Raw genomic sequence first — 14,438 nt, forward strand, 5'->3', positions numbered from 1 at the left:
GAGAGATTCGCGTTCGAGCTCAGGCGTTTTGCGCAGGCTCGCTGATCAACATGAACAGCCGGAACATCACGATGCTGGTGAACAATTGCAAAAAGCTGCTGATGCTGTCGATTACCAGTGTGATCGGCGCGCTCTGCGGCTCCGGCAGCAGGTAAAGGCTTACGCCTTCGAGCAGCGACAATGGGATGTAGACACACAGAACGCACATCAGGATGCGGGTGAAATGCCCGGTGGTCATCAGCATGCTTTCACGCATGGCCATGAAAGGCGTCAGCCTGCGCAGCACCAGAAGGTACTCGCAAAACGCCAGTTTGATCATCACCCAGATGCCGGGAACGATGAACAGTGACAGGCCGAACATGATCAGCAGCGTGCTCATGGCCGAAAGCACCGCGAAGGTGGGCCACAGACGCACAGCCATGGCGAGCAGGTCGCGGGTCTGGGGTTCTTCGCCACGGCTGCGCGCATCGAGAAACAGAATCAGCGCAGCGGTATAGAGCGGATAGAAGAACAGCCCGACGACCAGGTTGTAGGCGGGGGACGCGTCGGCGCTCATGGCGCTGCCCAGGGCTTGCTTGGCCAGCGCTTCGAGCACCACCAGCGGCAGGCAAAGCACCAGAATGCGGCCAAGGTTACTGCGGAAGAAATAAAGAGAATCCTGAATAACGGTCAACGGGTTCATGGCTCGGTCGCAGACAAAAAGCAGGCCGCCACTTTAGCCCATGGCCTGTGTCGATCCAAGCGAACCGGTCTGCGCTGTAACGCTTCCTTATCTTTTTTTTCATGTCATTGAAGCGTTCTGATCCAGCCCCATTACTCAATCACGCCCCGGCATTCGGCCGGGCGAAGACTGACTGCGGCAATCCACGAGGTCGCCATGAACAACGAAGAACACACCCTGATCGATGGTCTTTTCTCGAAACTGAAAGCGGCTGAAACGGCCTCTGCTCCGCGAGATGCCGGGGCCGAGGCACTGATCAAGGATCACCTGACGCGCCAGCCCGCTGCGCCTTATTACATGACGCAGGCGATTTTGGTGCAGGAGGCGGCCGTCAATCAGCTCAATCAGCAGGTCCAGCAACTGCAGGCCGAACTTCAGCAGGCCAAGGGGCAGGCCGCTTCGGCACCTGCCAGCGGTGGCTTTTTGTCGAGCCTCTTCGGCAGCAGCGCGCCGCGAGCGCCGCAGCCTCAGGCGCAACCGGCTCCTGCAGGTGGCGGATGGCGCGATGGCGCTGGCTACAACCCACCGGCGCAACAGGGCGGGTATGCACCACCACCACCAGCCGCAGCAGCGCCGATGGGTAGCGGATTTCTCGGTGGCGCGTTGAAAACGGCGGCAGGCGTGGCGGGTGGCGTGATGCTGGCAGAAGGCATCAGCAGCCTGTTCAGCCATCACAGTCAGCCGCAGGAGATCGTCGAGGTCATCCATGATTCGCCTGCTCAGGATCAGTTCTCCAACACTGACCAAAGCAACTGGGGTCAGCAGCAGGATTCGCAATACACGGCTGACGACAGCTACAACGACGATGGCGGTATGTTCTCGGATGATGACTCGTTTGTTTGAGGTACACAGAATCCTGGCTGATTAGCGGGCAGGGTTGCGCTTCTCACATCAACGCGACGAATTGAACACACGCGATAGACTGGGGCAGGCACTTGCTGGCGATCAGGACGCCCCATCGCCGGCAAGCAGCCTGCCAGCGTTTCGTACTGGATGATCGTGCCCAGGCGCGGCGCGTCCCATCCCGAAGCGGCAGCTGCACCAATCCATCCCTCAATTCCCGGCTCAAGCTGGCATACTGGACGCCGATCCATGTTCCGGATCGCTGTAATCGCAGGGGCCAGCCTGCGTCATGAGGAAGTGCGGTGAAGAAGATCGCGGTGTTCGCCGATGTGCAAAACCTCTATTACACCGTGCGCCAGGCGCATGGCTGTCATTTCAATTACGCCGCGCTGTGGGCGGACATCAGCAAACGTGGCGAGATCGTCCATGCGTTTGCGTATGCCATCGATCGGGGCGACAGCAAGCAGCAGCAGTTCCAGCAGATCCTTCGCAACCTGGGCTTTACGGTGCGGCTCAAGCCCTACATCCAGCGCAGCGACGGCTCCGCCAAAGGGGACTGGGATGTGGGCATCACCATCGATATCATGGACTTCGCGCCGCAGGTGGATGAAGTGGTGCTGGCGTCCGGCGATGGCGACTTCGACATGTTGCTCGAACGCATCATCAGCAAGCATGGCGTTGAAGCGGTGGCCTATGGCGTACCGGGGCTGACGGCCAATTCGCTGATCCGCGCCGCCAGTCGTTACGTGCCCATTGAAGGCGCGTTGTTGTTGAAATGAATTCAAGGGTTGGACCAACGTGTTGGAACGTATTGCAGTCATCGACTTTGAAACCACCGGGATTTCGCCTGGCCACGGTTGCCGTGCGACCGAGATTGCCGTGGTCATCATGGAGCAGGGGCGCATCGTCGACCGCTACCAGAGCCTGATGAATGCCGGTGTGCGCATTCCTGCGTTCATCGAAGGCCTGACCGGCATCAGCAACAACATGATTCGCACCGCGCCGAGCGCCGAGCGTGTGATGGGCGATGTGTGTGATTTCGTCGGCACCACGCCGCTGGTGGCGCACAACGCTTCGTTTGACCAGAAGTTCTGGGATTACGAACTGTCCCGCATCGAGCGCACGCGTGAGCAGAGTTTTGCCTGTTCGATGCTGCTGGCCCGACGCCTGATGCCGGGCGCACCCAATCACAAGCTCGGTACATTGACGCAGTACGCGCGCCTGCCCAACACCGGCAAGGCTCACCGGGCCATGGCCGATGCCGAGATGGCCGCCAACCTGACGGCTTACCTGAGCAACGAACTGCGTCAGAAACACGGTCTGGCGGGTGTTTCTCATCAGTTGCTGTGCTCGCTGCAGAAAGTCCCGGCCGCGAAGATCAGCGAAGCCCTCAAGCGTCAGCGCGGTTTTTGACCTGCGTTCTGTCCTGCTTGCCTTGAGGCGCCAGATGGCCTGAGGGCAGGCTTCGCTCGACGCCTGTTGAAAGCACGATGGACGTCTTGCTGAAACCGAACTGCGCGATGCGGTTGATCAGGTCCTCCAGGTGCGGCATCGAATCCACGGCAGCGCGCATGATCACACAGGGGTCGCCGGTTACCCGATAGCACTGAATCAGCTCCGGTATTTTCCACAGTTCATCATAGGCCTGCTGATTGCCATGGCTGGCCATGCGCAGTTCGATCATGCATTGAATCGGCAGCCCCACCTTCGACAGATCGACCTTCGCTTCATACCCCGTAATCACGCCGCTGGCTTCGAGCTTGGCCACGCGCTCGGCCACCGCAGGCGCTGACAGGTTGACCAGCTTCGCCAGTTGAGCGAACGAAGCACGGCCATTTTGCAGCAGCGCGTCGAGCAGCATGCGATCGTATTTATCCAGGGTCATGGCGCGCCTCGTTGAAAAGTGGGTTTTTTATAAAGAAAGGTATGGCTGCTTAACAACCATTGAATCAAAGGTTATGCGCCTATTTAAAAAGGCTTAGATGCTTAATATCCGCACTACGCCTTCATACAATAAGCCAACCATAACAATGATCCCTGAGCCTGACCATGCCTCATTCCGTTCGTTTTCCTGCGCTGCTGATCGGCGCCTTTCTGGCCTTGTACCTGATCTGGGGGTCTACCTATCTGGTCATTCGTATCGGCGTAGAGTCCTGGCCGCCACTGATGATGGCCGGTATCCGGTTCATGATCGCCGGTTGCCTGATGTATGGGTTCCTGCGCTATCGCGGCGCACCGGCACCGACCTGGGCCGAGTGGAAGGGCGCGGCGGTGATCGGTTTCCTGTTGCTGACCTGCGGCAACGGTGGCGTGACACTGGCCGAGCATGCGGGCGTGGCGTCGGGGATTGCCGCGCTGTCGGTCGCGACCATGCCGCTGTTCACCTTGCTGTTCGGTCTGTTCTGGGGCAATCGCACCACCACGCTTGAATGGGCCGGGATCATCCTGGGCTTGATCGGCATTGGCCTGTTGAACATGGGGTCGAACCTGCAAGCCAGCCCTTATGGTGCTGCGCTGGTGATTTTCGCGGCAGCGTCCTGGGCGTTCGGCTCGGTCCTGAGCAAACACCTGACATTACCGAAAGGGCCGATGGCCAGCGGCGCAGAGATGATTGTGGCGGGCGTTACGCTGCTGATCGGCAGCGTTCTGACCGGCGAGCGGCTGGAGCAGATGCCGACGGCTGCGGGCTGGGGCGCGCTGCTGTATCTGGTGGTGTTCGGTTCCATCGTGGCGTTCAGCGCGTATATGTACTTGCTCAAGAACGTGCGCCCGGCAGCGGCGACCAGCTATGCCTATGTCAACCCGGCAGTGGCTGTGCTGCTGGGTGTGGTGTTTGCCGGTGAAACCATTGGCCTGGCCGAGTGCATGGCGATGGTGGTGATCATCAGTGGTGTGGTGCTGATTGGTCTGCCGCAATGGCGCAAGCCGCAACCCCGGGAAGCGGTATCGGTGCGCACAAGCTAACTCAGGCGGGCCGGACAGGGTAAACTGCGCGCCTTGCGCTGAATTTTTCCTACGGTATCCCCATGACATTCGCCTCTCTCGGCCTGATCGAACCCTTGCTGCGCGCCCTTGATGCGCTTGGCTACCAGACTCCGACCCCTGTGCAGGCACAGGCGATTCCCCCGGTTCTGGCTGGCCGTGACCTGATGGCTGCAGCCCAGACCGGCACCGGCAAGACCGCAGGTTTCGCCCTGCCGCTGTTGCAACGCCTGACCATGGAAGGGCCGAAAGTCGCTCCCAATTCGATTCGTGCGTTGGTGCTGGCACCGACGCGCGAACTGGCCGAGCAGGTCCACGAAAGCATTCGTCAGTACGCCGAGCACCTGCCCTTGAGCACCTATGCAGTGTATGGCGGCGTGAGTATCAACCCGCAGATGATGAAGCTGCGCAAAGGCGTTGACGTGCTGGTTGCAACGCCCGGTCGCCTGCTGGATCTGCATCGTCAGAACGCCGTCAAGTTCTCGCAACTGCAGACCCTGATTCTCGACGAAGCCGACCGTATGCTGGACCTGGGCTTTGCCGAAGAGCTGCGCGGGATCTACGCTGCGCTGCCGAAGCGTCGCCAGACGTTACTGTTCTCCGCGACGTTCTCCGACCCGATCCGCCTGCTGGCCTCGCAAATGCTGGACGACCCGCTGACCATCGAAGTCAGCCCACGCAACGTGGCTGCCGCGTCGGTCAAGCAGTGGGTTGTGACGGTCGATAAAAAGCGCAAGGCCGACCTGTTTATCCATCTGATGAAAAAGCATCGCTGGGGCCAGGTGCTGGTGTTCGCCAAGACCCGTGTAGGTGTCGATCAATTGGTGGATCGCTTGCAGGCTTTGGGCTTGAACGCCGATGGCATTCATGGCGACAAACCCCAGGCAACCCGCCAGCGTGCGCTGGATCGCTTCAAGAGCAATGAAGTGAAGATTCTGGTGGCGACTGATGTTGCCGCTCGTGGGCTGGACATCGATGACCTGCCGACGGTGGTCAACCTGGACCTGCCCATCGTGGCCGAGGACTACATCCACCGCATCGGCCGTACTGGCCGCGCAGGCCTGACCGGCGAAGCGATCTCGCTGGTGTGTGCCGATGAGGTCGAGCTGCTGTCGGCCATCGAAGTACTGACCCGTCAGACGCTGGAGCGTCGTGAAGAGCAGGATTTCGAGCCGGAACACCGCGTGCCGACCACTGACGCCACCGGGCAGATCCTGAAAAAACCCAAGAAGCCGAAAAAGCCGAAGGTTTCAGGCAGCAAGCGCAACCTGGGCAAGTGGGTCGACAGCGGCGATTCCGAGCCAGCACCGGCGGTCAAGCCCGTGCGCAAGGTTCCGGTCTTCAACACCGGGCCACGCAAGAAGAAGCCTTGAGCTGTCAGGAGACAGGATCGGTCTGACGCTTCACGTTTGAATGCACCTCTGGACGCTGCGCGGCAGTACTCAATCCTGCCCGCGCAACCAGTCCAGCATCCCCAACCCAGCTGCCCGCCCGCTGGCGAAGCAGGCGGTCAGCAGGTAGCCGCCGGTCGGGGCTTCCCAGTCGATCATCTCACCTGCGCAAAACACGCCGGGCAACTGCCTGAGCATCAAACGCTCGTCCATCGTCTCGAACGTCACGCCGCCCGCCGTGCTGATGGCTTCGTCGATAGGCCGCGCCTTGATCAGGCTCAGCGGCAGGGCTTTGATCGTCTGACTCAAGAGCGTCGGGTCATCGAAGGCTTCACGGGGTGCCAGTTCTCGCAGCAGGGCCGCTTTTGCGCCATCCAGACCGAGCTGGCTGTGCAGGTGTTTGGACATTGAGCGCGAGCCGCGCGGTTTGCTCAGGGCTTTGTGCACATCGACCTGAGTCTTGCCGGGCAGCAGATCAATGTGCACGGTTGCCGAACCGCAGAGGTTGATCTGCTCCCGGATCTGCGCCGACAGCGCATACACCAGGCTGCCTTCGACGCCGGTGTCGGTCAGCACACATTCGCCCAGACGCAACGTCTGCCCGCTCAGACCCATGGCGATGTTTTTCAACGGCGCCCCGGCAAACTTGCTGCGCAGCACCTCGCTCCAGGTTGTGACCTCGAAACCACAGTTGGCCGCTTGCAGACGCGCCACATCCACCTGCTGCGCTTCAAGCCAGGGCACCCATGCGCCGTCGGAACCCAGTCGCGCCCAACTCGCGCCACCCAGCGCCAGCAGCGTGGCGGCAGGCTTGAGTGCCAACTCTCCTTCGGGATGGGCGATACGCAGGCTGCCGTCGGCGTTCCAGCCCAGCCAGCGGTGCCGGGTATGAATCACGACGCCCGCTTCGCGCAGGCGTTTGAGCCACGCACGCAGTAATGGCGCGGCTTTCATGTCAGTCGGAAACACGCGCCCTGAGCTGCCGATAAATGTTTCTATGCCCAAATCATGAATCCACGTGCACAACGCGTCTGCATCGAATGGCCGCAGCAACGCTGCGATCATCGGCGAACGTTCGGCGTATCGGGATAAAAAAGCAGGGTAGGGCTCTGAGTGAGTGATGTTCATCCCGCCGACCCCAGCGAGCAGAAACTTGCGACCTACCGAGGGCATGCCGTCGTACAGATCGACGTGAACGCCTGCCTCACTCAGGACTTCAGCTGCCATCAGACCCGCAGGCCCGCCTCCGATGATGGCGACGGATTGAGGTTTTGCGGCAGTGAGGTCGGTCATGGTCAACTGAAGTTCAATAGCGGGAAAGTGCCGCATTCTAACCGAGATTTGCCGCCCGGCCTGTCACAGGCCAAGATCCTGCCAGACCCGTTGCGCACTGTGGTGCAGGATGCCGTGACGACGGGCCAGCGCTTGACGGTCCTTGCTGTAGCCGCCCCCGATCACGCCCATCACTGGAATGTCACGGCCCAGGCAGTGACGCAGCACGGCCTCGTCGCGGTCAGCCAGGCCTTGATCGGTCAGTTGCAGATAACCCAGCGCGTCGTCCTTGTGGACGTCCACGCCTGCGTCGTACAGCACCAGGTCCGGCTTGTAGATCGGCAGCAGGTAGTTGAGCAGGTCATCGACGACTTTTAGGTAATCGCCGTCGCCCATGCCCATCGGCAACGGAATGTCCCAGTCGCTCTGGGCCTTGCGGGCCGGGAAGTTCTTTTCGCAGTGCAGCGAGACCGTGATCGCGTCCTCGGTGTCCGCCAGAATGCGGGCAGTGCCGTCGCCCTGATGCACGTCGCAGTCGAAAATCAGCACCTTGTCCACGCGGCCGCTTTGCAGCAGGTAATGGCTGATGACCGCCAGGTCGTTGAAGATGCAGAAGCCTGCCGGGTAGTCGTAATGCGCATGGTGCGTACCGCCCGCCAGATGACAGGCCAGACCGTGTTTGAGCGCCTGCTCGGCGGTCAGCAGCGACCCGCCTACCGCGCGGATGGTGCGACGCGCCAGTGCCTCGCTCCAGGGCAGGCCGAGGCGGCGCTGATCTTCGCGTGACAGGTCGCCGCTCAGGTAACGGTTTATGTAGGAAGGGTCATGCGCCAAGGCAAGAATATCGGTGGGACACAGTTCAGGGCGTAATAATTGAACGTCGTGGGTCAGCCCGCTGTCGATCAAGTGATCGCGCAACAGACGAAACTTGTCCATGGGAAACCGGTGATCAGCCGGAAACTCGGGGCTGTAGTCGTCGTGATAGATAAGCGGCAGGGACATTTTGCATTCGTTCAAAGGTCGAAGCCTGATAGTGCCAGTTATGCGCCTGATCGCACAGTTGGCACAAACCCTAGCAGACTACACTTGCGCCCGAACATGTACGGTTACAGGGGAGATCGATGGAACCGATACTCAAGCTGGACAGCCCTCGCTTGCTGATGCGGCAGTGGCACGACGATGATTTGCCGGTGTTCGCCGCCCTGTGCGCCGATCCCCAGGTGATGCGCTATTTTCCCGATACGCTGAGCCGCCTCGAAAGCGCCGCGATGATCGGGCGCATGCGCGGGCACTTTGCCGAGCTGGGCTTCGGATTGTGGGCTCTTGAACGCAAGGACAATGGCGCGTTCATTGGCTTTACCGGGTTGGGCGTGGTCGGGTTCGACGCGCATTTCACCCCGGCTGTCGAAATCGGCTGGCGGCTGGCCCGCGAGCACTGGGGACTGGGCTTTGCCAGCGAAGCGGCGTGGACGGTGCTGGGGTGCGGTTTCGAGCGGTTGAAACTGGATGAAATTGTGGCGTTTACCGCCGTCAACAACGAACCCTCGCAAAAGGTGATGCAGGTCATTGGCATGCAGCAAGACCCGGCTGACGATTTCGAGCACCCCAACCTGCCAGACGGGCATCCGCTCAAACCGCACGTGCTTTATCGCATCAGCCGTGAACAGTGGCTCAGTACCCTTCAATCCGAGTAAGCCCTTCGCCAAATTCTGTATCATTTCAGTTATGGGTGCGGGTCTGTGGGGCCTGCCGCAAATTACACCGACCGCCGTCATCGGCGTGCGGTCACGCTTTGGGCGAGGAATGAACATGAGCCAAGTGCTGGATGATCTGGTCGAGTTGTTGACGCTGGAACCTATTGAAGAAAACCTGTTTCGCGGCCGCAGTCAGGACCTTGGCTTTCGCCAGCTGTTTGGCGGGCAAGTGCTGGGGCAGTCGCTGTCCGCGGCCAGCCAGACCGTCGAAGAGGATCGTCACGTTCACTCCCTGCACGGCTACTTCCTGCGCCCCGGTGATGCCGGGCTGCCAGTGGTCTATCAGGTGGATCGTGTGCGTGACGGCGGCAGTTTCAGCACCCGTCGTGTCACGGCGATTCAGAAGGGCAAGCCGATCTTCACCTGCAGTGCGTCTTTCCAGTACGACGAAGAAGGCTTCGAGCACCAGGCAGCGATGCCGCAGATCGTCGGGCCTGAGAACCTGCCGTCCGAACTTGAGCTGATGAAACAGCGTGCGCACCTGATTCCTGAGGCGCTGCACGACAAGTTTCTGCGTCCCAAACCCATCGAATTTCGCCCGGTAACGGCTGAGGATCCCTACAACCCGCAACCCGGCGAGCCGGTGAAGTATGTGTGGTTCCGCGCCGATGGCACCCTCAACGACGCGCCTGCGCTGCACAAGTACATGCTGGCTTACGCCTCGGACTTCAATCTGCTGACGACGTCGCTCAAGCCGCACGCCAAGACCGTCTGGCAGCGCGACATGCAGGTGGCCAGCCTTGATCACTCGCTGTGGTTCCATAACGACCTGCGGGCCGATGACTGGCTGCTGTATGCGATGGACAGCCCGTGGGCCGGCAATTCTCGCGGCTTCTCACGAGGCAGCATCTTCAACCGCGCCGGGCAACTGGTCGCCTCGGTCAGTCAGGAAGGGCTGATCCGCCACCGTAAGGATTGGGCATGACACTTCACGATATTCGCCACTGGGTGTTCGACATGGACGGCACGCTGACCGTCCCCGTGCACGACTTTGCGGCCATCAAGCGCGAGCTGGGCATGCCGCAGGATGCCGACATTCTTGGCCATCTGGCAGCGTTGCCGGCCGCCGAGTCTGCGGCCAAACATGCCTGGTTGCTGGAGCACGAACGTGAGCTGGCGCTGGGCTCGCTGCCTGCCCAAGGCGCGGTCGAGCTGGTCCGTGAGCTTGCTGCGCGTGGCTACCGCCTGGGCATTCTGACCCGCAACGCGCGAGAACTGGCGCACATCACGCTGGAGGCTATCGGCCTTGCTGACTGCTTTGCGGTGGATGACGTGCTGGGCCGTGACGAAGCCACGCCCAAGCCGCACCCGGCCGGTCTGCTGAAACTGGCCAGCGCCTGGGACGTCGAACCGACAAGCATGGTCATGATTGGCGACTATCGTCACGACCTTGATTGCGGGCGGGCAGCAGGCGCGAAAACTGTGTTGGTAAACCTGCCGGAGAATCCGTGGCCTGAGCTGGCAGACTGGTATGCCGTGGACTGCGTGGCGCTGCGGGGGATGTTGGGCTGACAGGTATTGCTCCTGCGTCCCCCACGCTAGACAGGTTGTGCTGAATGAACGCATAACCTGTGGGAGGCGGCTTGCCGGCGAAGCGGTTTTTCAAGCGCCGCATCAGTGACTGTACAGGCCTCATCGCCGGCAAGCCGCCGCCCACAAAATGAACGGCGTCCGTTTCTCATGCGCTGCCAATCAGAACGGCTTGAACAGCACCGCCTGGCCTTCAGGTGACGTGAAGATGCCGTCGCCGCTATGGCCGACTTTAGGCACGATCACCAGATGCTGGTTCAGGCCTTCGGGGTGGCGCTTCTGCAGGTAGTTGAAGTAGTTCTGTCCACGAATCAGGCGATAGCCGCCCTGGGCTTCGGCCGCGCAGGTCTTGTCCAGTGCAGGATGGTTGCGGTCGGTGTCCAGTTCGCCGAGCAGGTACGTCACGTCACGCTTCACGTAGTTCTTTTCGATGTCGGTCGGCTTTTCCTTGCCCGAGTAGAACGGCATCTTGTTCAGGCCGTATTTCCAGTCATTGAAGTTGGGGCAGGTCTGCGTCGTTACCGGCTCGGGGCGTTCAGCGTCGAAGTAGGCGTAAGACGACGGGTTGGCGATTACGTAGCGCAGCTTCACGCCCTCGCGATGCAGCAGGACATCTTCCTTGCCGCCGATCATTGCGTAGCGCTGCACCACTTGAGCGCCGCCGGAGTGACCGGCAATCACCACTTCTTTCAGGTTGGGAAACAGCTTGCTGTCGCTCAGGCGCTTGAGGATGTGGTCCAGCACCACAAAGGAGCTGATCGGCTTGGGATCGGTGGCTGTCGCGCCTTCCATCCAGCTGTTCTGATGCCAGCGCAATACGTTTTCCGGCAGGTGATGCGCAACGATGTCTTTTTCATCCAGAAACTGAGGTGCGATCAGCAAGGTCTTGCTGCGCTCCTTTGACTGGTTCGCAGCGCGTTCGATGCTGCGCAGGTACGTCGGCGCGTTGCGCAAGCGGCCGTGCAGCACGATCACGGCCCGCTCGATGCGCGGTTTTGGATGCACCCACTCCTGGCTGAGGCTGAGCGTGGCTTCGGTGCCGTTGATGGCCAGGCGATCCGGGCTGATGGATTTGACCGCTTGATCCTCGGCATGAGCCCCGAGGCTCACGAAGGCAGTGCTTAACAACAGGACCACAAGCGGTTTAATCATGTGCTAGAGACTCTTGGCGGCGAACGTGTCGCATTGGGTGATTTGACCTTGCGCAAAGCCGGTCTTGAACCAGTGTACGCGCTGGGCTGAGGTCCCGTGGGTAAACGAGTCCGGTACGACCCGGCCACGGCTTTGCTGCTGCAGGCGGTCATCGCCGATGGCGTTGGCTGCATTCAGCGCCTCTTCAATATCACCCGGCTCAAGCCAGTTCAAACGATTTTGTGCGTTATAGGCCCAAACGCCTGCTAAACAGTCAGCCTGAAGCTCCTGGCGGACCAGCAAACCGTTGTTGCCTTCCATGCGCTGCCCGGCTTTGCGTGCGGCATCGACCTTGGCAGACACGCCCAGCAGCGTCTGCACATGGTGGCCGACTTCATGGGCGATCACGTAGGCCTGGGCGAAGTCACCCGCAGCGGAAAAGCGTTGCGACATCTCGCGAAAGAAGTCCAGGTCCAGGTAGACCTGCTGGTCGGCCGGGCAATAGAACGGGCCGGTTGCGGACGTCGCATAACCGCAGGCGGAGTTCACCTGACCGCTGAACAGCACCAGCGTCGGGTCCTTGTACTGACGACCGTTCTGGGCGAACACTGCGCGCCAGGTGTCTTCGGTATCGCCCAGAATGCTGCGCACGAACTCGGCCTGCTGGTCGTTGGCAGGCGGGGCCTGGTGCGTCTGCGGGCTGGCCGGGGCGCTTTGCTGGGTGCTCTGGCCGGTCAACTGGCCAAGGATCTGCATCGGGTCCTGGCCGGTCAGCAAGCCGATGGCGACGATAATGACGATGCCGCCCAGGCCCAGGCCCTTGCCACCGATGCGCATGCCGCCGCCACCGCCGCTACTTTCACCCCGTGCATCAACCACGTTGTCGCTGCGTCGGCCTTTTTTCCAGAGCATGTCGGATCCCTCTTCTTGTCGTGCAATGAGTGTCGCGGGTGAAACCGGTACGCGCCAACCTGTCCCGTGCCAAGTGAAACACGGGCGGCGCAATGTGTGATGCGAGGTATAGAGGGTAGGGGAGACCGATTGGTTCTAAGAAGCGGCGCCGCGATACCGGTTTTCTGAATCCGGGCGGCGCTGCTCTGGTGCTCATTGTGCTTTTGCGAGCGTGCTCTGTGACGCTTCTGCGGGAGTTGCGTCGGCAAAACGGTCCACCTGGCGCAGCGTCTTGAAGCCGGTCATCCACGCGCCCACTACACCGAGTGTGCAGACGCCGCCCATGATCGCGGCCGGAATCGCGCCTATCAGCGAGGCGCTGGTGCCCGCACGGAACTCACCCAGTTCGTTGGACGAGCCGATGAACAGCATGTTCACCGCATTGACCCGGCCGCGCATGTTGTCCGGTGTTGAGAACTGCACCAGGGCCGAGCGGATGTAGACGCTGACCATGTCGGCGGCCCCTGCGATCAGCAGCGCCAGGCAGGACAGCCAAAACAGGGTGGAGAGGGCGAACACCAGGTTGGCCACCCCGAACAGCCCGACGGCCATGAACATGGTCATGCCGACATTGCGATCCAGCGGTCGCATGCTCAGGTAGATGCCGACCCCCAGTTCACCCAGGCTCATCGACGCACGCAGCATGCCCAGTCCTTGCGGACCCAGGTTCAGTACCTCGTGGGCATAGATCGGCAGCAGCGCGACGACCCCGCCCAGCAGTACAGCGAACAGGTCCAGCGAGATGGTGCCCAGAATGATAGGCCGCGAGCGGATGAACGCGATCCCGGCGGTGAAGCGGCCCCAGGCGCTGTCACCCAGATCCATCAGCTTGCCCGCAAAAGGTGTCGCAACCGGGGCCAGAAACAGGATCCCGGCAATGAACGCTGCCACGCACACCGAATAGGTCAGCTCGGCGCCGCCCAGCCAGTACAGGTAGCCGCCAATCAGAGGGCCACCCACGGTCGAGCAACGCATGATCACGCTGTTGGTGGCGATCGCCGAGGCCAGTTGTTCACGCGGAACGATCTGCGGCAGCAGGCTTTGCAAGGCCGGGCCTGTGAACGCACGCGCGCAGCCATAGAGCATCAGCGCGCCGTAGATCAACCGAAGGTCTTGCAGCTTCAGGGCCGAGAACACCAGCAGGATGACGCCGCATACCGCCTGCACGCCCCAGCTGATCATCAGGATGACCTTGCGGTTGTAGCGATCGATCAGATCGCCCGCAGGCATCAGCAGCAACAGCATGGGAATGAACTGAGCCAGGCCGACATAAGCCAGTGCCATCGGCTCGCGGGTCATGTCGTAGACCTGCCAGGCAACCACCACCGCCTGAATCTGCATGGCGAACACCGCCATCAGACGCGACAGGATGAAACTGATGAACCCAGGCTGGCTGGACAGTTTGACGGAGGTTGAAGCGGCGGGGGATTCAGAGCTCAAGACAGACTTCCATCGAAGCAGTGTATTCGCGGTACGCGTTATACCTCAGCTTATAGATAGGGAGCTAATGAAAAAGTTGACAGTTTCTCCGGGCCGGGTATGCATATTGAGCGTTTCCACGCTCTGCGCTCAGCGTCACACGCAAGTCCAGAATAGGCACTAAGCCGGACTAAACCCAAGTCGCTGACTATACGCATAACCTGTGGGATGCGGCTTTTGAAGGGCTGCATCAGTGACTGGACTGACGTCATCGCCGGCAAGCCGCCTCCCACTATCTCGTGCCTGCTGCAAGGCTTGTGCATAAAACGCAGCGCGGGACTCAAACGGTCGTCGCTGACGGAATGCTTAACCTGTGGGAGGCGGCTTGCCGGCGAGGCGGTTTTGAAGCGCCGCATCAGTGACTGTACTGACGCCATCGCCGGC

15 protein-coding genes are annotated in these 14,438 nt (G+C 60.9%); 8 read left to right on the forward strand and 7 right to left on the reverse strand.

Annotation, left to right across the window (positions count from 1 at the left end; genetic code table 11):
• Window positions 1–19: 19 nt before the first annotated feature.
• Entirely contained in the window at window positions 20–682 is a 663-nt protein-coding gene (locus H8S56_RS19460; protein WP_187519538.1) for a YciC family protein, read from the reverse strand.
• A 195-nt stretch (window positions 683–877) separates the two neighbouring features.
• Here H8S56_RS19460 and H8S56_RS19465 point away from each other — a divergent pair, with 195 nt between their 5' ends.
• The 3 genes from H8S56_RS19465 to H8S56_RS19475 all read left to right on the forward strand — a co-directional run bounded on the left by H8S56_RS19465 (window position 878) and on the right by H8S56_RS19475 (window position 2,977).
• Window positions 878–1,564 (forward strand): DUF2076 domain-containing protein, encoded by a 687-nt coding sequence (locus tag H8S56_RS19465; RefSeq protein ID WP_187519539.1) that lies wholly within the window; start codon window positions 878–880, stop codon window positions 1,562–1,564.
• 302 nt (window positions 1,565–1,866) lie between these two features.
• Window positions 1,867–2,343, forward strand: a complete 477-nt coding sequence (locus H8S56_RS19470) for an NYN domain-containing protein (RefSeq protein ID WP_004887906.1) — start codon at window positions 1,867–1,869, stop codon at window positions 2,341–2,343.
• A gap of 22 nt (window positions 2,344–2,365) precedes the next feature.
• Window positions 2,366–2,977 (forward strand): 3'-5' exonuclease, encoded by a 612-nt coding sequence (locus H8S56_RS19475; protein WP_187519551.1) that lies wholly within the window; start codon window positions 2,366–2,368, stop codon window positions 2,975–2,977.
• Here the strand turns inward: H8S56_RS19475 and H8S56_RS19480 are convergent.
• Window positions 2,955–3,449: an Lrp/AsnC family transcriptional regulator gene (locus H8S56_RS19480; protein WP_187519540.1), complete on the reverse strand. Its 495-nt coding sequence runs from the start codon at window positions 3,447–3,449 to the stop codon at window positions 2,955–2,957. The genes H8S56_RS19475 and H8S56_RS19480 overlap by 23 nt on opposite strands.
• A gap of 164 nt (window positions 3,450–3,613) precedes the next feature.
• On the opposite strand from H8S56_RS19480, the gene yedA reads away from it, so the two are divergent.
• Together yedA and H8S56_RS19490 are read left to right on the forward strand one after the other, a co-directional pair.
• The gene (yedA, locus tag H8S56_RS19485; RefSeq protein ID WP_187519541.1) at window positions 3,614–4,528 is read left to right on the forward strand and encodes a drug/metabolite exporter YedA; all 915 of its coding nucleotides are present in this window, start codon (window positions 3,614–3,616) and stop codon (window positions 4,526–4,528) included.
• A 62-nt stretch (window positions 4,529–4,590) separates the two neighbouring features.
• Window positions 4,591–5,919 (forward strand): DEAD/DEAH box helicase, encoded by a 1,329-nt coding sequence (locus tag H8S56_RS19490; protein WP_024685834.1) that lies wholly within the window; start codon window positions 4,591–4,593, stop codon window positions 5,917–5,919.
• Window positions 5,920–5,988: 69 nt separating this feature from the next.
• Here H8S56_RS19490 and H8S56_RS19495 read toward each other — a convergent pair whose 3' ends face one another.
• Window positions 5,989–7,230 carry a TIGR03862 family flavoprotein gene (locus H8S56_RS19495; RefSeq protein WP_187519542.1) on the reverse strand — a complete coding sequence of 414 codons (1,242 nt, stop codon included), beginning with the start codon at window positions 7,228–7,230 and terminating at the stop codon, window positions 5,989–5,991.
• A gap of 63 nt (window positions 7,231–7,293) precedes the next feature.
• Window positions 7,294–8,211 carry a histone deacetylase family protein gene (locus H8S56_RS19500; protein WP_024696318.1) on the reverse strand — a complete coding sequence of 306 codons (918 nt, stop codon included), beginning with the start codon at window positions 8,209–8,211 and terminating at the stop codon, window positions 7,294–7,296.
• Between the two features lie 119 nt (window positions 8,212–8,330).
• On the opposite strand from H8S56_RS19500, the gene H8S56_RS19505 reads away from it, so the two are divergent.
• The 3 genes from H8S56_RS19505 (at window position 8,331) to H8S56_RS19515 (ending at window position 10,475) form a co-directional block, all read left to right on the forward strand.
• The gene (locus tag H8S56_RS19505; protein ID WP_187519543.1) at window positions 8,331–8,903 is read left to right on the forward strand and encodes a GNAT family N-acetyltransferase; all 573 of its coding nucleotides are present in this window, start codon (window positions 8,331–8,333) and stop codon (window positions 8,901–8,903) included.
• A 115-nt stretch (window positions 8,904–9,018) separates the two neighbouring features.
• Window positions 9,019–9,888: an acyl-CoA thioesterase II gene (gene tesB / locus H8S56_RS19510; protein ID WP_024685838.1), complete on the forward strand. Its 870-nt coding sequence runs from the start codon at window positions 9,019–9,021 to the stop codon at window positions 9,886–9,888.
• Window positions 9,885–10,475, forward strand: a complete 591-nt coding sequence (locus tag H8S56_RS19515) for an HAD family hydrolase (protein WP_187519544.1) — start codon at window positions 9,885–9,887, stop codon at window positions 10,473–10,475. Before tesB ends, H8S56_RS19515 begins: the two co-directional genes overlap by 4 nt.
• A 180-nt stretch (window positions 10,476–10,655) precedes the next feature.
• On the opposite strand, the gene H8S56_RS19520 is transcribed toward H8S56_RS19515, so the two are convergent.
• From H8S56_RS19520 to H8S56_RS19530, 3 genes are all read right to left on the reverse strand, one after another.
• Window positions 10,656–11,645: a hypothetical protein gene (locus H8S56_RS19520; protein ID WP_024686450.1), complete on the reverse strand. Its 990-nt coding sequence runs from the start codon at window positions 11,643–11,645 to the stop codon at window positions 10,656–10,658.
• Between the two features lie 3 nt (window positions 11,646–11,648).
• The gene (ypfJ, locus tag H8S56_RS19525) at window positions 11,649–12,536 is read right to left on the reverse strand and encodes a KPN_02809 family neutral zinc metallopeptidase (protein WP_187519545.1); all 888 of its coding nucleotides are present in this window, start codon (window positions 12,534–12,536) and stop codon (window positions 11,649–11,651) included.
• Window positions 12,537–12,728: 192 nt separating this feature from the next.
• A complete protein-coding gene (locus tag H8S56_RS19530) occupies window positions 12,729–14,015 on the reverse strand; it encodes an MFS transporter (protein ID WP_187519546.1) in 1,287 nt (428 codons plus the stop codon).
• Window positions 14,016–14,438 lie beyond the last annotated feature (423 nt).

This window comes from Pseudomonas triticifolii (assembly GCF_014358015.1).
Lineage (GTDB): Bacteria > Pseudomonadota > Gammaproteobacteria > Pseudomonadales > Pseudomonadaceae > Aquipseudomonas > Aquipseudomonas triticifolii.